Source organism: Amycolatopsis sp. NPDC004169, from assembly GCF_040610315.1.
Taxonomy (GTDB): domain Bacteria; phylum Actinomycetota; class Actinomycetes; order Mycobacteriales; family Pseudonocardiaceae; genus Amycolatopsis.
Map to the genome: position 1 here is coordinate 49,299 of NZ_JBEXMD010000050.1, position 18,815 is coordinate 68,113.

At 73.2% G+C, this 18,815-nt stretch carries 15 protein-coding genes; 13 read left to right on the forward strand and 2 right to left on the reverse strand.

Annotated elements, in window-relative coordinates:
• Nucleotides 1-74: 74 nt before the first annotated feature.
• Nucleotides 75-659: a dihydrofolate reductase family protein gene (locus tag ABZX11_RS41565; protein ID WP_354923922.1), complete on the reverse strand. Its 585-nt coding sequence runs from the start codon at nt 657-659 to the stop codon at nt 75-77.
• 92 nt (nt 660-751) lie between these two features.
• On the opposite strand from ABZX11_RS41565, the gene ABZX11_RS41570 reads away from it, so the two are divergent.
• The 13 genes from ABZX11_RS41570 to ABZX11_RS41630 all read left to right on the forward strand — a co-directional run bounded on the left by ABZX11_RS41570 (nt 752) and on the right by ABZX11_RS41630 (nt 17,249).
• Complete coding sequence (locus ABZX11_RS41570) at nt 752-1,507, forward strand: sulfite exporter TauE/SafE family protein (protein ID WP_176177488.1); 756 nt, start codon at nt 752-754, stop codon at nt 1,505-1,507.
• 30 nt (nt 1,508-1,537) lie between these two features.
• Entirely contained in the window at nt 1,538-3,802 is a 2,265-nt protein-coding gene (locus ABZX11_RS41575) for a xanthine dehydrogenase family protein molybdopterin-binding subunit (RefSeq protein WP_354923924.1), read from the forward strand.
• On the forward strand, nt 3,799-4,269 hold the full coding sequence (locus ABZX11_RS41580) for a (2Fe-2S)-binding protein (RefSeq protein WP_176177490.1): 471 nt from the start codon (nt 3,799-3,801) through the stop codon (nt 4,267-4,269). The genes ABZX11_RS41575 and ABZX11_RS41580 overlap by 4 nt, the downstream gene beginning before the upstream one ends.
• Entirely contained in the window at nt 4,266-5,078 is an 813-nt protein-coding gene (locus ABZX11_RS41585) for a xanthine dehydrogenase family protein subunit M (protein ID WP_176177491.1), read from the forward strand. The genes ABZX11_RS41580 and ABZX11_RS41585 overlap by 4 nt, the downstream gene beginning before the upstream one ends.
• Before the next feature lie 104 nt (nt 5,079-5,182).
• Nucleotides 5,183-5,854 carry a flavin reductase family protein gene (locus ABZX11_RS41590; RefSeq protein ID WP_354923927.1) on the forward strand — a complete coding sequence of 224 codons (672 nt, stop codon included), beginning with the start codon at nt 5,183-5,185 and terminating at the stop codon, nt 5,852-5,854.
• Between the two features lie 225 nt (nt 5,855-6,079).
• Nucleotides 6,080-6,922, forward strand: a complete 843-nt coding sequence (locus ABZX11_RS41595) for an ESX secretion-associated protein EspG (protein WP_176177493.1) — start codon at nt 6,080-6,082, stop codon at nt 6,920-6,922.
• A 19-nt stretch (nt 6,923-6,941) separates the two neighbouring features.
• Entirely contained in the window at nt 6,942-7,412 is a 471-nt protein-coding gene (locus ABZX11_RS41600) for a hypothetical protein (protein ID WP_176177494.1), read from the forward strand.
• A gap of 8 nt (nt 7,413-7,420) precedes the next feature.
• A complete protein-coding gene (locus ABZX11_RS41605; protein ID WP_354923929.1) occupies nt 7,421-9,379 on the forward strand; it encodes a hypothetical protein in 1,959 nt (652 codons plus the stop codon).
• A gap of 5 nt (nt 9,380-9,384) precedes the next feature.
• The gene (locus ABZX11_RS41610; protein WP_176177496.1) at nt 9,385-9,729 is read left to right on the forward strand and encodes a type VII secretion target; all 345 of its coding nucleotides are present in this window, start codon (nt 9,385-9,387) and stop codon (nt 9,727-9,729) included.
• A complete protein-coding gene (locus ABZX11_RS41615) occupies nt 9,726-10,271 on the forward strand; it encodes a YbaB/EbfC family nucleoid-associated protein (RefSeq protein ID WP_176177497.1) in 546 nt (181 codons plus the stop codon). The genes ABZX11_RS41610 and ABZX11_RS41615 overlap by 4 nt, the downstream gene beginning before the upstream one ends.
• Nucleotides 10,265-15,319, forward strand: a complete 5,055-nt coding sequence (locus ABZX11_RS41620; RefSeq protein WP_354923932.1) for an RHS repeat-associated core domain-containing protein — start codon at nt 10,265-10,267, stop codon at nt 15,317-15,319. Before ABZX11_RS41615 ends, ABZX11_RS41620 begins: the two co-directional genes overlap by 7 nt.
• Before the next feature lie 83 nt (nt 15,320-15,402).
• Entirely contained in the window at nt 15,403-15,945 is a 543-nt protein-coding gene (locus ABZX11_RS41625) for a GNAT family protein (RefSeq protein ID WP_176177499.1), read from the forward strand.
• Nucleotides 15,942-17,249 (forward strand): MFS transporter, encoded by a 1,308-nt coding sequence (locus ABZX11_RS41630; protein WP_354923934.1) that lies wholly within the window; start codon nt 15,942-15,944, stop codon nt 17,247-17,249. The genes ABZX11_RS41625 and ABZX11_RS41630 overlap by 4 nt, the downstream gene beginning before the upstream one ends.
• Here ABZX11_RS41630 and ABZX11_RS41635 read toward each other — a convergent pair.
• A complete protein-coding gene (locus ABZX11_RS41635) occupies nt 17,207-18,427 on the reverse strand; it encodes an SGNH/GDSL hydrolase family protein (protein ID WP_354923936.1) in 1,221 nt (406 codons plus the stop codon). The genes ABZX11_RS41630 and ABZX11_RS41635 overlap by 43 nt on opposite strands.
• Nucleotides 18,428-18,815: the final 388 nt, after the last annotated feature.

Here is an 18,815-nt window from a genome sequence, read left to right on the forward strand (position 1 = left end):
GCCGGACCCGGCAACCCCGGCGGCGGATCCCGTCCGGTTTTGGACAAACACCGTCGGACCATCCGTATAACGCCCTACACGCGCCGGTCGTAGTGCGCGATCAGCACGCCCCGGGTCGTCGGGACGCAGCCGGTGAGGACGAACTCCGTCAGCGGGCCGTCGCCGAACAGCCGGGCGCCAGTGCCGAGGGTGAGCGGGTGGATCAGCAGGGTGTACCGGTCGACCAGGCCGGCGGCGTGCAGGGCCCGCACCAGCGATGCACTGCCGATGACCGACAGGTCCCGCCCGGGCCCGGCCTTCAGCGCGGCCACCGCGTCCACCGCGTCGCCTCGCAGCAGCACCGAGTTCTCCCAGGCGCCGGCGTCGTCGAGGGTGGTCGAAGCGACGTACTTGGTGGCGGCGTTCAGGTGCGTGGTGAACGGGTTCCCGTCGGTCCGCCCGCTCCAGGCGGTGGTGAAGTCCTGCCAGGTGCGGCGGCCGAACAGCATGTCGCCCGGGCGGCTCATGCCCCGGCCCATCTCCCGGGCCATGACTTCGTCCTGGTAGCGGGTGCCCCACCCGCCGTGGGCGAAGCCGCCGCGGGTGTCTTCGCCGGGGCGGCCGAGGCCCTGCACGACGCCGTCGAGGGTGACGCTCATCGTGACCGAGATCGAACGCATCGGGGTGTCCTTCCGGTTGCCGGTGGTGTCACGGCCCATACGAACGGCGGCGGCCCGGATCGACAGCCGGGGCGGCGTGATCTGATGACAACGTGATCACCGACCCGTGGGTGCTGCTCCTGCTCGTGCTGGCCGGCGTCGGGGCCGGCCTGACCGGGGCGACCGCCGGGCTCGCGTCGCTGGTGTCCTACCCCGCGCTGCTCGCCGCCGGGCTGCCGCCGGTGACCGCGAACGTCACCAACACCGTCGCCATGCTCGGCACCACCGCCGGTGCCGCGGCGGGGGCCCGCCCCGAGCTGGCCGGGCAGCGGCAGCGGCTGCTCCCGCTCTGCGCCATCACCACCGTCGGCGGCGCCTGCGGCGGCCTGATCCTGCTGCTGACCCCGTCGGACGCGTTCACCGTCATCGTGCCGTGGCTGATCGGCGGGGCGTCGCTGGTGCTGATGGCCGGGCCGCGGCTGCGCCGGCTGGCCGAGGGCGCCGAGCACCACGGCCTCAGCCCGGTGACCGGCGTGCTGGCCTTCCTGATCGGCATCTACGGCGGCTACTTCGGCGCCGCCGCCGGCGTGCTCATGCTCGCGCTGCTGGTCACCGTCTGGAGCCAGCCGCTCGCCCGGACCAACGCGGCGAAGAATCTGGTCACCGGCTCGGCCAACCTGCTCGCCGCGATCGTCTTCGCGGTCACCGGCAAGGTCGTCTGGCCTGCCGCGCTCGCCGTCTGCCTCGGCTCGCTCGGCGGGTCGTGGCTGGGGTCGGCGCTCGTGCGCCGGCTGCCGGCGACGCCGCTGCGGATCGGCATCGGAATCGGCGGTCTGGGCCTGGCGATCGTCCTCGCCGTGCGGGCATGATCGGGCGGGTATCGGCGAGCAGGAGACCAGATGAGCATTGTCGGGACCAGGGTGGTCCGCCGGGAAGACCGGAGCCTGATCACCACGGGCGGCACGTACGTGGACGATCTGCGGGCGGAAGCGCTTTCCGGGGCCGCGCACGCGGCGTTCGTCCGAAGTCCGATCGCGCACGCGCGGATCGGCGGCATCGACGTGAGCGCGGCGAAGGAGGCGCCGGGCGTGCTCGGCGTGTTCACCGCGGCCGACCTGGGCCTCGCCCCGCACCCGGCCGGGCCGGTGCGGGAACCGTGGCTGGCGGGCGAAGTGGTGCGTTACGTCGGCGAGCCGGTCGCGCTGGTCGTGACCGAAGAGCGCTACCAGCTGGCCGACGCGGCCGAGCTGGTCGATGTGGACTACGAGCCGCTGGAGGCCGTCGCCACGATCGACGCGGCCCTGGCGGGCGAGACGCTGCTGTTCCCCGACCGGGACAGCAACGTCGTGCAGGTCAAGGGCGCGGCGGAGTTCGACGACGCGATCTTCGAAGACTGCGACGTCGTCGTCACCCAGACCATCCTGAACCAGCGGGTCGCGCCCGCGCCGCTCGAAGTGCGCGGCGCCTCCTGCGTGTGGGGCGAGGACGGCAGGCTGACCGCCTGGCTGTCCACGCAGAACGCCCAGATGGCCCGCAGCCAGCTGGCCGGGGGCCTCGGCGTCGGCGAGGAGTCGGTGCGGGTGATCGCGCCGGACGTCGGCGGCGGGTTCGGCGCGAAGATCGGCGCCGACCCGGAGGCCACCGTGCTCGGCTGGGCCGCCAAGCAGCTCGGGCGCGGCGTGCGCTGGGTCGAGTCGCGCACCGAGAACCTCACGGCCATGACGCACGGCCGCGCGCAGCGCAACACCGTCACCATCGGCGGGAAACGCGACGGCACGGTGCTGGCCTACCGCCTCGACGTCGTCCAGGACTCGGGCGCGTACCCGCGGATGCTGCTGCTGCCGACGCTGACCGAGCTCATGGCCATCGGCGTCTACCGGTTCCCCCGGGTCGAGACCCGCAGCCGCGCGGTCGTCACCACGACCACGCCGATCGGGGCCTACCGCGGTGCCGGGCGCCCGGAGGCGACGGCCGCCGTCGAACGGGCGATGGACCGCTTCGCCGCCGAGATCGGGCTGGACCCGGCCGAGGTCCGCCGGAAGAACTTCATCCGGCCGGACGAGTTCCCGTACCAGTCGCCGACCGGGGCGTCCTACGACACCGGCGAGTACGCGGCGGCGCTGGAGAAAGCACTGGACGCGGCCGGCTACGCGGACCTGCGCGCCGAGCAGCGGCGCCGCCGCGAGGCGGGCGACCCGGTCGAGCTGGGCCTGGGCATCGCGGCCTACGTCGAGATCACCGGCGGCGACGGCGGCGGCGAGAGCGGCCGCGTCGACATCCACCCCGACGGCTCGGTCGTCGCCTGGACCGGCAGCTCGCCGCACGGGCAGGGGCTCGGCACGTCGCTGGCGATGCTGCTGTCCGACCAGCTCGGCGTCCCCCTCGACAAGATCACCGTCCGGCACGGCGACACCGACGAGGTGCCGAAGGCGGTCGGTACGTTCGGCTCGCGGTCGCTGCAGCTGGGCGGCTCGGCGATCCGGCAAGCGGCCGACGAGGTCATCACGCAGGCCCGCGAGCTGGCGGCCGACCTGCTCGAAGCGGCGCCGGACGACCTCGAGCTGGACGCCGAGCGCGGGGTCTGGCAGGTCCGCGGCGCGCCGTCGAGCACGGTGCTCAGCTGGGCGCAGGTCGCCGAGGCGGCCGACGAGGGCAGGCTGTCGGCCGACGTCTGGTTCGGCGGTGGCAAGCCGACGTTCCCGTTCGGCGCGCACCTGGCCGTCGTCGAGGTCGACACCGAGACCGGCAAGGTCGAGCTGCGCCGGATCGTCGCGGTCGACGACGCCGGCCCGATCGTCAACCCGCTCACCTTCCGCGGCCAGCGCCACGGCGGGCTCGGGCAGGGCGCGGCGCAGGCGCTGATGGAGGTCGTCACCTACGACGAGGACGGCAACCCGACGACCGCGACGCTGGCGGACTACTCGTTCGTCACCGCCGCCGAGCTGCCGGACTTCGAGCTGGTCGACATGGCCACCCCGACCGACCGGAACCTGCTGGGCGTCAAGGGGATCGGCGAGGCGGCGACGATCGGGTCGACGCCGGCGGTGCACAACGCGGTGGTGGACGCGCTCTCGGCCCGCGGTGTCAAGCACCTGGACATGCCCACGACGCCGATCCGGGTCTGGGCCGCACTGGAAGAAGCTCGGAAGGGAAGCGCGGAGTGAAGGTCTCGATCGAGGTCAACGGGCGGTCGCTGACCGAGGAGGTGCCGGACCGGACGCTCCTGGTGCACTTCCTGCGCGACACGGCCGGCCTGACGGGCACGAACGTCGGCTGCGACACGACGTCCTGCGGCGCCTGCACGGTGCTGCTCGACGGCGAGTCGGTGAAGTCGTGCACGGTGTTGGCCGCGCAGGCCGACGGCCACGCCGTCACGACGGTCGAGGGTTTGTCCTCTTCGGACGGTGAACTGCACCCGGTGCAGCAGGCGTTCCAGGAGCAGCACGGCCTGCAGTGCGGGTTCTGCACGCCGGGCATGATCATGGCGTCGGTGTCCCTGCTGGCCGACAACCCGAAGCCGACGCGCGACGAGGTCCGGGCCGGGCTCGAGGGCAACCTGTGCCGCTGCACCGGCTACCACAACATCGTCAGCGCGGTGATCGGCGCTTCGGGGCAGGAGGTGGACCGGTGATCCCCGCTTCGTTCCAGTACCTGCGGGCGTCCACAGTGGACGAGGCGCTGACGCTGCTCGCTGCGCACGGCGACGACGCCAAGGTCCTCGCCGGCGGCCATTCCCTGCTGCCGCTGATGAAGCTGCGTCTGGCCGCGCCGGAGTACCTGGTGGACATCGGCCCGCTCGACGAGCTGCGGTACGTCCGCCTCGACGGCGACGAGGTCGTCATCGGCGCGCTGTCCCGGTACAGCGCGCTGGTGCGCGACCCGGTGCTGCTGGAGCACGCGCCCCTGCTGGCGCACGTGTCCGGCGAGGTGGGCGACCGCCAGGTCCGCCACCGCGGCACGATCGGCGGTTCCCTGGTCCACGCGGACGCCGCGGCCGACCTCCCGGCGGCGGTCCTGGCCTCGGACGCGGTCCTGGTGGCGCGGGGGCCGTCGGGGGAGCGCCGCATTCCCGCGGCGGAGTTCTTCCTCGGCCCGTTCACGACACCGCTGGAGCCTGCCGAACTGCTGACGGAGATCCGCCTCCCGGCCCAGACGGGCCAGGGCTGGGGATTCCGGAAGTTCACCCGCCGCGCGATCGACTGGGCGATGGTCGGGGTGACGGTGGTGGGCGGCCGCGTCGGCCTCGTGAACATGGGCGGGGTCCCCCTGCGGGCCACGGCCACGGAGGAGGCGCTGGCGGCGGGGGCGTCGGTCGAGGAAGCGGCCGCGCTGGCGGCGGAGGGGACGAACCCGCCGGACGAGCCGCACGCGACGGCGGAGTACCGCCGCCACCTGGCCCGGGTCCTGACCCGGCGCGCGCTGACGCAGGCGCTTCACTGAATTTCCGGGCGGCGCCGCCGGGCGGCGCCGCCCGGCGTCTTCGCTGATCGTGACGGCCGATTCCCGCCAGCCCGGCGTCCCGTGTGGACGGCAGGATCGACCGGGTGAACAGTGGTGCGCACACGGCCATCGAGCCGGGAATCCTGTATTTCGGTACGCCGGTGGTGCTGGTTTCCAGTACCAACGAAGACGGTTCGGCCAATCTGGCGCCGATGTCCTCGGCGTTCTGGCTCGGGTGGCGGGCGGTGCTCGGGCTGGGCGTGCGGTCCCGGACCGCGCAGAACCTGCTGCGGACCCGGGAAGGGGTGCTGAACCTGCCGTCGGAGTCGATGGCCCCCGCGGTCGACCGGCTGGCGTTGACGACCGGCTCGGATCCGGTGCCGGCGGGCAAGCTCGCGCGGGGGTACTTCCACGTGGCGGACAAGTTCGGGCGCGCCGGGCTGACCCCGGTCGCTTCTTCGACGGTGGCGCCGCCCCGGGTCGCGGAGTGCCCGGTGGCGATGGAGGTGGTCGTCGAGGCCGTGCACCCGGTGGGCGACGACGGGGGAGTCGTCGCGTTCGAGGTGCGCGTGCAGCGGGTGCTCGTGCACGAGTCGGTCCGGATGGCCGGCACCGAGGACCGCATCGACCCGGACGCCTGGCGGCCCCTCATCATGAGTTTCCAGAAGTTCTACGGGCTGGGTGCCCAGGTGCACCCGTCCACGTTGGCTTCGATTCCCGAGCGGCTTTACCGGGGACCCGATATCGAGCGGGCCCGGCGGCTTCCTGCGGTTTAGCGCAGGTCCGGACGGCGAGGCGGACCCGCGCGGTAACCGCCGCGCGGGCCGAATCCGTCCTTCGTCACTCCTTCGGGCGACAACCGCTCCTTGCCCGCCTGGTCCAGGGGATCGTGGTCTTTCGGGCATCCGGGTGGCGGTGCCGACGCCCACTCGCGCCGCACTGCTAATGTTCAGTTCAGGAACTTGCTTGAAGGTTTGACGAAAAGGATCCGGCGAGGGGAAATGGCGGAGCGGTTCGAGTTCGTCCTCGAGGTCTTCGAAGCGCTCGTCGTCGGACGGGCCACCGGGGGCGATGTCCGGCGGTACCCGCTCCGGGCCGGGAACCTGCCTTCCGACCCCGTGCGGTTCGTGCACATCGCGCGGCAGGTCTACGACGCGCTCGAAGAGCGGCGGTTGTCCGTTTCCGGTGAGTTGCACCCCGGCGTCCGGACCGCGTTCGAGCTGCTCGCCGACCCGCGGATCTCCGTCGCCGTCAGCGGGATCGACGGGCTCGGGGCCGATGTCGCCGTGCTCGTGGTCAGCGACGGCGCGCAGGCGCTCGGGATCACGCAGGCCCCGGACTCCGACGAGCTGCTGTTCTCGCTGTTCGCCGACGAAGAGCTCGTCGAGGTCGTCACCGGCGTGCTGCCGCCCGCTCCGGCCGCCACCACCGGGCGGCACGTCGTGCACCGGGCTGCCGGGCGGGAGGTTTCCGCCATGGCCGCCAAGCGGATCGCGGAAGCCGAGTTCGACGAAGAAGAAACCGACGCCTTCGGGATGATCGAGGTCAAAGCCGTCGTCCGGCCGGGACGACGGCCGCCGGCCGAGAAGCCGTCCGATGTCGCCGTCCTCGAACGGGTGCTGGCCGAACCCCGGCTCGGCGGGGGACACATCGCCGTCAGCGCACAGGGACGGCGGGGGGAACGGCTCTCCGGTGAACCGCTGAGCTGGCTCGACACCGCCGACGGCCGCTACCTGGTGCACACCCGCAGCGGCGAGGGCGGCGAACTGACCGCGGAATACGTGCCCGCCGGGCGGGCCGACCTGGCGCGGGCCATCCGGGACGCGATCGCAGCCGTCTACTGACCGGGGAGGAACAGTCACGATGACGACGGAAGAGACCGCCGCGGCGGCCCAGGCCATCCAGGCCACCATGCAGCTGCAGAGCGCCACCACGCCCGAGACCAAGGCGGTGGCCGCCCTGCGGGTCGGGCTCGCCGGGGCGCAGCTGAAGCGGCTCGCCCAGACCGGCGGCTTCGCCATCGACGACACCACGGGCAACCAGCTCATCGAAGCCCTGGAGGGCGTGCTGGAGTCGCTCGAGCAGCGCTGGGCGAACCTGCAGCGGCTGCACGACGCGCCGGCGATGGGCCGGACCGCCGCCGGGCAGTGGGTCTCCGCGCACATGGTGAGCACCGCCGCCGACGACCACGGCCTGGTCACCCAGCTGCAGGCCGCGCGGCAGGAGTTCCCGACCTACATCGAAGCCATCAAGCTGGCCAAGAAGAACTACAAGTCCCGGGAAGAGACGACGCAGAAGACGTTGACCTCGCTCCCGGCCGCCGACCAGAGCTGAGGGAGACCGTGGCACCCACCGCCGAGTCCGTCTCGGACCCGTCGTCGCCGGACTACGACCCGCGCAGTCCGCTCTACGACGTGACCGCCGATTCGTCGTCGAAGTACTACGTCGGGCCGTTGAAGACGGACAACTCGCCCTCGGGTGACGAGATCCGCGAGATGGCCACCCGGCAGATCGACGACGAGATCCGGGCCGGCTGGCTCGGCCCGGCCGTCGACCCGGTGCTGCGCGACCGGAAGATCCAGGAGCTCTACCAGCAGCACCTCGACGACGCCAAGCACGGCCTCGACGAGGGGCTCACCATGCGCGAGACCGGCGGGGCGCCGCGCACGCTGTGGGACAACGCCAGCCACGAGCAGATGAACGAGGCCATCACGCTGGACGCCAACCCGGCGACCGTCGCGGAAACCTCGGAGGAGTGGGTCCGCGTCGGCAACGACCTCGGCACCCACCAGAAGACCCTCGCCGACGCGATCAACGCGAGCACCAGCAACTGGCAGGGTGGCGCCGGTGACGCCGTCCGCGAACACCTCGCCGGCGTCGGCAAGTGGCTGGGCGCGACCGCGCAGGGCGCCACCCTCTCCGGACGGCAGCAGGAAATCCACTCCCAGGCGCTCAACGAGACCCAGCGGCAGATGGCCGCGAACCCGCCGGTGCAGTTCGACCTGCAGTCGACCAACCAGCGCCTGATGTCGATGACCGACCCGGTGCAGTACGCGGCCGCGGCGGGCGAGGCCATGCAGACCTACCGGGCGCAGCAGGCCGCGCGGGAGCACGCCGCGCAGATCCTGACCCAGTACGACGAGACCATCGGCGCTGCCGTCGCGACCCCGCGGTTCCCGGCCCCGCCGAAGCTGCCCACCGCGACCGCGACCCGGCAGAACGTCGTCGCCAGGGGCGGCGCCGGAGCGGGCGGTGCGGAGCCGCTGGCGGCACGGACCGCGATGGACGGCCTGACGCCGAGGACCCCGCTCGACGTGAACGCGGCGGGCCTGGACGGCTCCGGTGCCGGTGGTGCGGGCGGCGCCGGCATCCCCGGAGGCGGTTCGGGCAACGGTGGCTCGGGCTTCTCCGGTGCCGGCATCCCGGGTGACGGCAGTTCCGGTGGCTCCGGCTTCTCGGGCGCCGGCATTCCCGGCGGCGGCTCGGGCTTTTCGGGCGCCGGCATCCCCGGCGGAGGCGGTGCCGGCGGCGCGGGCTTCACCCCGCCGAACTTCGAGACCCCCGACGGCATCACCGGCGGCAACTTCACCGGCGCCGGCATCCCCGGCTCCTCGCTCCCGCACTCGGGCGACTCGACGACGACGTCCGGCTTCAGCCCTTCCGGCATCCCCGGCGGTGGCTCCGGCGGCGGCAGCGGCTACACCCCGCCGTCGATCCCGAACATCCCGGACGTCTCCGGCGGGGGCGGCGGCACCGTCCGCGGCGGCAGCCCGATCCCCGGGTTCACCCCGTCCGGCATCGACCCGATCACCGGCCTGCCCCTCGGCGGCGGCACCGGCACCGGCCCCGGCGGCATCCCCGGGGGCAAGCTGCCGACCATCGGCCGCGGCGGCGGGATCAACGGCGAAAGCATCGCCAGCAGGCTCGGCGGCATCCCCGGCGGCGGTGGCGCCGGCGGCGGCTCGCTCGGCGGGATCGGCGGCTCCGGAGCCGGTGGCTCGGGCGCCGGTGGTGCGGGCCTGCGCGGTGCGGGCAATCTCAGCGGCGGCGCCGCCTCCGGTGCGGCCGCGGAAGCCGAAGCGGCGGCGGCGCGCAACGCGATGTCGGGCCGCGGCGCGGCCGGTGCCGCGGGTGCCCCCGGCATGGGCGCCATGGGCGCCGGCAAGGGCGGCAAGAAGGAAGACGACAAGGAACACAAGTCGGCCGATTACCTCGAAAGCGACGACCCGAACTTCTTCGCGGGCGAGCAGGCGGTCGCGCCGCCGGTGATCGGTGACTGGAAGAACCAGGATTGGAAGTGACGGTCATGACGGCTCCCGGTTTCGAGGTCGAACCGGACGACCTGGTCGCGCACGCGAGTCACGTCGAGAGCCTGGTCGACCGGCTCAACACGGCGAGCTCGGCGGCGGACACGGCGATGTCGGACCACGCCTACGGGCTGCTCTGCGCGTTCCTCCCGCCGATCATCCGGCCCACCAACGAGCAGGCGAAGGACGCGCTGACGGCGTCCGGCGAAGGGGTGCGCGGCCTGGCGGACAACGTCACGGCGGCCGCGAAGGCCTACCGGGAAGGCGAAGAGGGCAACGCGCAGCCGTTCGAGCGTCAGCTCGCCTCGGCGCCGAGGTCGGCGGAAGTGAAGGTGCGGTCATGACCGGTCCCAACGGCATCGGCGGCCTGATGCAGGACCCGGACGAGGCGATCCGCCGGATGGACGACTGGGCGGCCGGGTTCGCCGCGAAGGCCCAGCGCTACCAGGCGGCGCAGGAGGAGACCGAGCGGCTGCGGCTGACCGCGACCAGCTCCGACGGCGCGGTCAGCGTGACCGTCGGCGCCGACGGCACCGTCACCGACCTCACGTTCTCGAACAAGGTCAAGTCGTTCCCCCTCGACGAGCTCTCGCGGCAGATCCTGACGACGATGCGCCGGGCGCAGTCCGGCATCGCCGAACGCGTCGCCGGCGTGATGGCCGAGAAGCTCGGCGACGAGGACCGCGAAACCCGCAGCCTGCTGCTCGACAACCTGCGCGGGCGGTTCCCCGACCCGGACGAGCCGGACGAGCAGCCGCCCGTCACACCGCCCGCGCCGGTGCCGCCGGCCCCGCAGGGTGGCGCGGCCACCCCGCCCGCTCCCGGGACCCCGCAGCCGCCGCGGCGGCGCACCCACTCCGACGATGAGGACAACAATCCGTGGTGAACCCGTTGGTCGCCGAGACCAAGGATTCCACCAAGGCGTATTCGGGCATTTCGCTGCTGGAGTCGGCGAACGATCTGAAGTCGGCCATCGAAAGCGGCGACTGGGCGTCGGTCGCGATGGGAGCGGTCGGCACGGCGCTGGACGCGCTGTCGATGGCGATGGACCCCTTCGGGGCGATCCTCGCCGCCGGGGTCGGCTGGCTGATCGAGCACGTCGGCCCGTTGAAGGAGGCGTTGAACGGGCTGACCGGCAACGCCGATGAGATCGCGGCGCAGTCGGAGACGTGGAAGAACATCGCGACCGAGCTGGGCAGCGTCGGCGAGGACCTGACCGGGATGGTCAAGGCCGACACCGCCTCCTGGACCGGCGCTGCCGCGGACACCTACCGGCAGCGGGCGCAGGACACCGTGACGTTGCTGGAGACCGCGCAGAAGGGCTGTGAGGGCGCGTCCAGCGGGGTCAAGACGGCCGGTGAGGTCGTCGCGGCGGTGCGGGCGCTGGTGCGGGACATCATCGCGGAGCTGGTCGGGCACCTGATCAGCTGGGCGCTGCAGGTGGTGTTCACCCTGGGCATCGGGATGGCGTGGGTGGTGCCGCAGGTGATCAACGCGGTCGCCAAGACCGCGTCGAAGATCGCCGATCTGGTGAAGCGGCTGGTGACGGCGTTGAAGGCGCTGATCCCGCTGTTGAAACGGGCCGGGGACCTGTTCGGGGACGCGGCGAAGGCGTTGAAGAACATCAAGCCGGGCAAGACCGCGCCGCCGCCGAAGCACGCGGACATCAGGAGCGGCCCGAAGGACATCGGTGGGCCCCACGGCAAGGGCGGCCCGGACGCACCGCCGCCGAAGACCGATCCGCCGCCGAAGGGCGGCGACGGCAACACGACCCCGTCGGGCGCGCACGGCGATGGCGGCACGACGCCCTCCGGGGCCAAGGGCGGCACGGACACGCCGCCGAAGACGGACCCGCCGCCCACCTCGAAGGGACCGGACGAGACCCCGAAGTCCCCGGACCCGACACCGCCCCCGGCGTCGAAGGGCCCCGACGGCGGCACCACGCCGTCCGGTGCCGGCAAGGGGCCGGACACCCCGCCGAAGATCAAGGACAACAACCCGAAGCCGGACGAGCACACGACCCCGGCCGCGGACCGGTCCCTGTGCGGCGACCCGATCGACGTCGCCACCGGCGCCGTGCTGCTGGAGCAGACGGACGTCGAGCTGCCCGGCGCGCTGCCGCTGGAGTTCGGCCGGACGCACCTGTCGAGCTACCGCGCGGGCCGCAGCTTCGGTCCCACGTGGACGTCCACAGTGGACGAACGGATCGAGGTGGAGCCGGACGGCCTGCACCTCGCCCTGTCCGACGGCACGATCCTGCGCTACCCGGTGCCCCGCGGCATCGAGCCGGTGCTGCCCGAGCACGGCCCGTACCTGGCACTGCGCCGGGTGCGCCACGGCTTCGTCGTCGGTGCCCCGCAGCACGACCGGATGCGCTACTTCGCCGCCAAGCCGGGGGAGACCACCCTGCCGCTGCGCGCGCTCGTCGACGGCGCGGGCAACCGGGTCGTCGTCCGGCACCGCGACGGCGTGCCGGTGGCGATCGAGCACTCCGGCGGCTACCACCTCGAGCTCGACTCGGCCGACGGGCTGATCACCGCCGTGCGTGTGGCGGGGGAACCCCTGCCGCTGGCCGAATACCGCTACGACGAGCGACGGCGGCTGGTCGAGGTCACCGACGCGGTCGGGACCCCGCAACGGTTCACCTACGACGCCGACGGCCGGATCGTCCGCTGGGAGGACGTCAACGGCCGCTGGTACGGCTACTCCCACGACTCCGAAGGCCGGTGCGTGCAGGCCCGCGGCGCCGAGGGCTACCTCGACGCCTCGCTGTCCTACGAGCCCGGGCTGACCACGGTCACCGACTCGCTCGGCGCCGTCACCCGCTACCGCCTCGACGAGCGGCTGCGGGTGATCGGCCGGACCGACCCGCTCGGCGGCACCACCAGCACCGAGCTGGACCGCTTCGGCCGGGAGATCGCGCGCACCGACGAGCTCGGGCACGTCACCCGCTGGGAACGCGACGCGGCGGGCAACGTGACCACCGTGGTCCGCGCCGACGGCACCCGGATGGTCACCGAGTACGACGCGGGCGGCCGCCCCGCCTCGGTCACCGGGCCCGACGGCGCCGTCTGGCGCTACGAGCACGACGAGCGCGGCCGCCTGGTCCGCGACATCGACCCGACCGGGGCCGCGACGAGCTACACCTACGACGAGGTCACCGGCACGATGGCCACGGTGACCGACGCCCTCGGCGGCGTCACCCGGTTCGAGGCGAACGCGGCCGGGCTGCCGGTCGCGATCACCGAGCCGGACGGGGCGGTGACCCGCTACTCCTACGACTCCCTCGGCCGGCTCGCGAGCGTCACCGATCCCACCGGCGCGACGACGCGGACCGTCCACAACGCGGCAGGCGACCTGGTCGAGCAGGTGGACGCGGACGGCGCCGTGCACCGCTTCGGTTCGACGGCGGTGGGCCACACCGACGAGCGGACCGACCCGCGCGGCGGCGTCAGCCGGATCTCCTACGCCCAGTTCGACCTGCCGGTCAGCGAGCAGCGCCCGGACGGCGGCGTCCTGCGCTACGGCTACGACACCGAGCTGCGGCTGACGTCGGTCACCAACGAGGCCGGGCTGGTCTGGCGCTACGAGTACGACCCGGCGGGCCGGCTCGTCCGGGAGGTCGACTACAACGGCCGGTCCCTGCACTACGCCTACGACGCCGCGGGCCGGCTGATCCTGCGCGGCAACGGCGCGGGGCAGACGATCGCGCTGGAGCGGGACGCCCTCGGCCGGGTGGTCCGGCGCCGCAGCGGCGACGAGGTCGCCGAATTCGCTTACGACGCGGCCGACCGCGTCGTCCTGGCCCGCAACGCGCACAGCGAGCTCCGGTTCGCCTACGACGCGCTGGGCCGGGTGGTCAGCGAGTCGGTGAACGGCCGGGCCGTGCTGTCGGCCTACGACGCGCTCGGCCGCCGGACCCACCGGCGCACCCCGACCGGCGCGGAAGCGGTGTTCGCCTACGACGCCCGCGGCCGCGCCACGTCGCTGGCCACCGGCGGGCGCACGCTGCAGTTCGGCTACGACGCCGCCGGCCACGAAACCGCACGCCGGCTGGTGACCCGCTACGGCGTGGCCGCCGAGCTCCACCAGGCCTGGACCCCGGCCGGCCAGCTCGCGGTGCAGACCGTGCGGCGCGGCGAGGCCACGGTGCAGCGCCGCGAATACGGCTACCTGCCCGACGGGTACCTGGCCACGGTCACCGACCTGATCTCCGGGCCCCGCAGCCTCGAGGTCGGCCCGGCCGGCCGGGTGGTGGCCGTCCGCGGCGCCCGCTGGCAGGAGAGCTACGGCTACGACCCGGCGGGCGCGATCACCACGGCCGACTGGCCGGGCGCGCCGGAGGCGAGCGGCCCGCGCAGTTACCGCGGGACGCTGCTCACCGCGGCCGGCGCGACCCGCTACACCCACGACGCCGAAGGCCGCGTCGTGTCGCGGGAGCGGGGTGGCCGGCGCTGGGAGTACCACTGGAGCGCGGAAAACCGGCTCACCGCCGTCCGCACGCCCGAGGGCGTGGTCTGGCAGTACCGGTACGACGCGGTGGGCCGCCGGATCGCCAAGCAGCGGCTGGACGCCACCGGCGCCGTCGCCGAGCAGGTCGAGTTCTCCTGGGACGGCACCCTGCTCGCCGAACAGGTCCACGGCGTTCCCGGCGGGCCGCTCGTGGCCACCGTCTGGGACTGGGCGCCGGACGCCGAGCGCCCGCTCGCGCAGACCGAACGCGTGCTCGGCGACGGCACCGACCGGTTCCACGCCGTGCTGACCGACCTCGTCGGCTCGCCGGCGGAACTGCTGGACGAAACGGGCGCACTCGCCGGGCACCAGCACACGGCGCTGTGGGGCGCGCTGGTTTCCGCGGGCGGCCACGCGGGCACGCCGCTGCGGTTCCCCGGCCAGTACCACGACGCGGAGACCGGGCTGCACTACAACCTGCACCGCTACTACGACCCGGAAACCGGGCGGTTCGTCTCGCACGACCCGCTCGGGCTGGCCCCGGACCCGGACTCGCTGGCCTACGTCGGCAACCCGACGGCGTCGATCGACCCGCTCGGCCTGGGCAAGGTGACCCCGTGCGCCGCGTCGGGCTCGGGCGGCGGCGGGGGTGGCGGCAAGAAGCCGAACCACTTCCACCCGTACAGCAAGCCGAACGGGGCACCGAACAAGGGCAAGCGCCGGGCGCACAAGTACCCGGAAGGCAGCTACGGCGACAAGGACTTCGAGCGCAAGCGGCTCGAAGACAAGTTCGGCTCCAAGATCGACGGCAACAAGACCCACCAGTCCGAGCACACCGCGGGCTTCGACGTGCTGAACGACAACGGCGCCCCCGGCAAGGTGCCCCGCAAGGAGGGCCGGGACCTCGAGAACAACGCGTGGGCGTACTACGAGGAACACGGGGCCCACCGCAACCACCCGGGCACCGGCACCAGCCACGCCACGCACGATTCGGGCTGGAACGCGCCGACCTACCGGCGTGACCAGCGGGCCGCGATCGAGAACAACGACCCCAACACCGCGGTCCAGCTCAACCAGCTCGGGTACGCGCACCAGCCGGGCTTCCAGGGCAACCACGCCGATCCGGTGATCCGCAACCGGATGGACATGGCCGACGACTCCTACCACCGGATGGTGGACGACGTCCACACCGGCGGCGAGGGGATGCGGTACAACCCGCGGCCGGGCGCGGCCGTGCCGGACGGGGGCGCGACGGTGGGGAACACCGGGCACGTGACGACCCGCCCGCTGAGCGACGCCGACGCCTTCGAGCTGCACGAAGCCCGCAACGCGGCCCGCACCGGCAACTGGCCCGGCGACGACGCCTGGCAGCGGTACTACCCGGACCCCACACCGGAGGACTGGGCACGGCTGGAACGGGGTGACTTCGACCCGCCGCAGCTGCCGCCGATCAAGCCGGGCAGCCCGATGAACCTCGACTGACCACCCGTGTGCTCGCGTCGAGACCCCTGAGCAGTCCTTTCGGGGTCTCGACAGCGGGCGCCCGTGCGGGCGACACTGGGCCGATGACCGGCCTGATCACCGGAAGCCGTGTCCGGCTGCGGCCAGCCGCCGCCCCGGACGCCGCCCGGTTCGAGGAGATCCTGTCGCACCCCGAGGTCGCCCGCTGGTGGGCCGACGCCGAGGAGCCGGTGGCCGCCCAGGTGTCCTACCTGCTGGACCCCGACGAAGGCACCACGACCTACGCCATCGAGCACGACGACACCGTTATCGGCATCGAACTGGCCTTCGAGGAGGCCGATCCGCAGTACCGCCACGCCGGGATCGACATCGCGGTGCACCCGGACTTCCAGGGCCGCGGCCTCGGCTCGGACGCCATCCGCACGCTGGCCGAGCACCTGTTCACGGTGCGCGGGCACCACCGGCTGGTGATCGACCCCGCGGCGGGCAACGAGGTGGCGATCCGGCTGTACTCCTCGCTCGGTTTCCGGCCGGTCGGCACGATGCGGTCCTACGAGCGCGGTCCGGACGGCAGCTGGCACGACGGGCTGCTGATGGACCTGCTCGTGGACGACCTGGTCCCCGCAGCCGCACTAGCCGGCTCGTGAGCGGCCGCGCGGTCGCGGCCCGGCCCTTGCGGCGGGTCGCCGTGGCGAGCGCGGTGGGGACCACCATCGAGTGGTACGACTACTTCATCTACAGCACGGCGACGGCGCTGGTGTTCGGCAAGCTGTTCTTCACGCCGCTGTCGCCCGCTTCCGGAACGCTCGCGGCGTTCGCGACGCTCGGCGTCGGGTTCCTGGCCCGCCCGGTCGGCGGGATCCTGTGGGGCCACTTCGGCGACCGCGTCGGCCGCAAGGCCATGCTCGTGCTTTCGCTGCTGCTGATGGGTTTCGCCACCGTCGGCGTCGGGCTGCTGCCGACGTACTCCGCGATCGGCGTCTGGGCGCCGATCCTGCTGCTGGTCCTGCGGCTGCTGCAGGGGCTGAGCGCCGGCGGCGAGTGGGGTGGCGCTGCGCTGATGGCGGTCGAGCACGCGCCCGAGGGCCGTCGCGGCCGGTACGGCGCCTTCTCGCAGATCGGCGTCCCGGCCGGGTTGATCCTGGCGCAGCTGATGTTCTTCGTCCTCGGCCGCACGCTCACCGACGCGCAGTTCGCCGCGTGGGGGTGGCGGGTGCCGTTCCTGGCGAGCATCGTGCTCGTCGGCGTCGGCCTGGTGATCCGGCTGCGGATCGAGGAGAGCCCGGTGTTCTCGCGGCTGCGGGAGGCCGAGGAACGCAGCAGCCGTCCGATGGTCGAAGTGCTGCGTGAGCGGCCGCGGGCGCTGCTGGTGGCCTCCGGCAGCTTCATCGCCAACACCGCGATCGGCTACATCTTCCTCGCGTACCTGTTGTCCTACGGCACTTCCGTGCTGAAGATCAACCGCACCACGCTGCTGGTCGTGGTGATCATCGGCAGCGTGACGTGGCTGGTGAGCATCCTCGTCACGGCCGCGTGGTCGGACCGCGTGGGCCGAAAACCCGTGTACCTGGCCGGTTCCGTGCTCCTGGTGGTCTGGCCGATCCCGTTCTTCCTGCTCGTCGACACGAAGGCGACGGCCTGGCTGATCGTGGCGGTGATCGTGCTCAACATCGGCCTCGGCGCCACCTACGGGCCGCAGTCGGCGTTGTTCGCGGAGCTGTTCGAGCCGCGCTACCGCTACAGCGGGGCTTCGTTCTCCTACGCCGTCGGTGCGGTACTGGGCGGCGGGTTCGCGCCGTTGATCGCGACGGCGCTGCAGACCGCCACGGGCACTTCGCTTTCGGTGTCGCTGTACCTGGTGGCCGTGGCGGTGCTGAGCCTGGTCGCGGTCCTGTTCATCCCGCGGGATCAGAGCCGGTCGAGCCGGACGGCGGCGGCCATCCGCTCGTAGCCGGCGTCGCAGGGGTGGAGGTGGTCGCCGGAGTCGTAGGCCGGGAGCATCCGGAGCGGGTCGGCCGGGTCGCGCACGGCCGCGTCGAAGTCGGCGACCCCGTCGAAGACCCCGCCGGTGCGGATGAAGCTGTTCACCGCCTGGCGGGTCGCTTCGAGGGTGTCGTCGTACACGCGCCAGCCCTTGAACGGCGTGAGCGTGCCGCCGAGGACGCGGATGCCGCGCGCGTGCGCCTGCGCGACCAGCTGGCGGTACGCCGAGGTGATCGCGGCCGGGTCGGTCTGGTGGGGGTCCTGCTGGATGTCGTTGATGCCCTCCAGTACGATGATCGTCCGCACGCCGCCGACGCTGAGCACGTCGCGGTCGAAGCGGGAAAGCGCGTTCTGGCCGGCGCCGGAACCGGGCACGTCGAGCAGCAGCCGGTTCGCGCTGATGCCCGCGTTGAGCACGCCGTAGCGGCCGTGCAGGCGGTCGGCGAGGTAGTCCGGCCAGCGGTGGTTGGCGCCGGAGACCGAGCCGACGCCGTCGGTGATCGAGTCGCCGAGCGTCACGATCGAAGCCTCGGCACCGCCCTGGACGTCGACACCGGAAACGTAGTGCCACACGGATGTCTGCTCGGTGTACGGGGTGCCGGACTCGCTGGCGGCGAAGTCGCCGGCGCGGGTGAAGTACGACGTCTGCGCCGCGGCCGGGTGGTAGGTCACCGGCCCGGACTTCACCGGCACGTACGTCGTCACGAGCAGGTTGGTGTCGGCGGGCACCCGCAGGTTCACCGGATCGCTCAGCGCCTCGGCCCCGGCGGGCACGACGACGCTCGGGGCGCCGCCGAAGGTCAGCGAGCGCAGGGTGCCCGGCACGGCGTCCGGCCCGGTGGCCTGGACCGCCACGGTGACGTGCCCGAAGGTCAGGGGAGCGGCACCGAAGGCGTTCGACAGGTGGACGCGGGCGCGCCCGCCGCCGGCACTGGTGTGCACGACGTTGCGGATCGAGTAGCCCGGGTAGCCGTCCGGCGTGTTCGGGACGGCGGACGCGGGCGCCGCGGCCCAGGTGCCGACCCAGCCGCCGACCGCGTGCTGCGCGAGGACCGGGACCGCGCTCTCGGGGTTCGCGCTCCCGGACGCGGTGAGGAGTCCGAGGCCCGCCAGGACGGCCGCGCCCACGGCCGGGAAACGTCGCATCTCTCCACCGTCGCCCCCGGGCCCGCGGGCGGCGACCGCTGATCAGGTGAGGCAACCGGACAAGATCCGCGACAGCTGGGGCGGGCCCGTCCGGGATTCTGGGGATGCCGGACGGGCCCGCGCGAGGTGGCCGTTGCCGCGACGGCCGCTCGCCGGGGTACCCGGTCCCGATCGGGCGGAGGCTGGCCCGGATCGTTGCGTCGTGGTGACCCCGGAGGGCGTGTGCGAGACGCCCTCACCCAGAGCACGGCCGCCGGTGCGGGGTGGTTCAGCCCGCTTCGGAGGTTTCTCGCCCGCCGGACGCCGGGGGCTCGCACACAGCGCCCCACCGCAACCGGGCAGGGGCGCTGGCCGACCGGAGGCAATGAGGAACGGCAGGGATCACCCC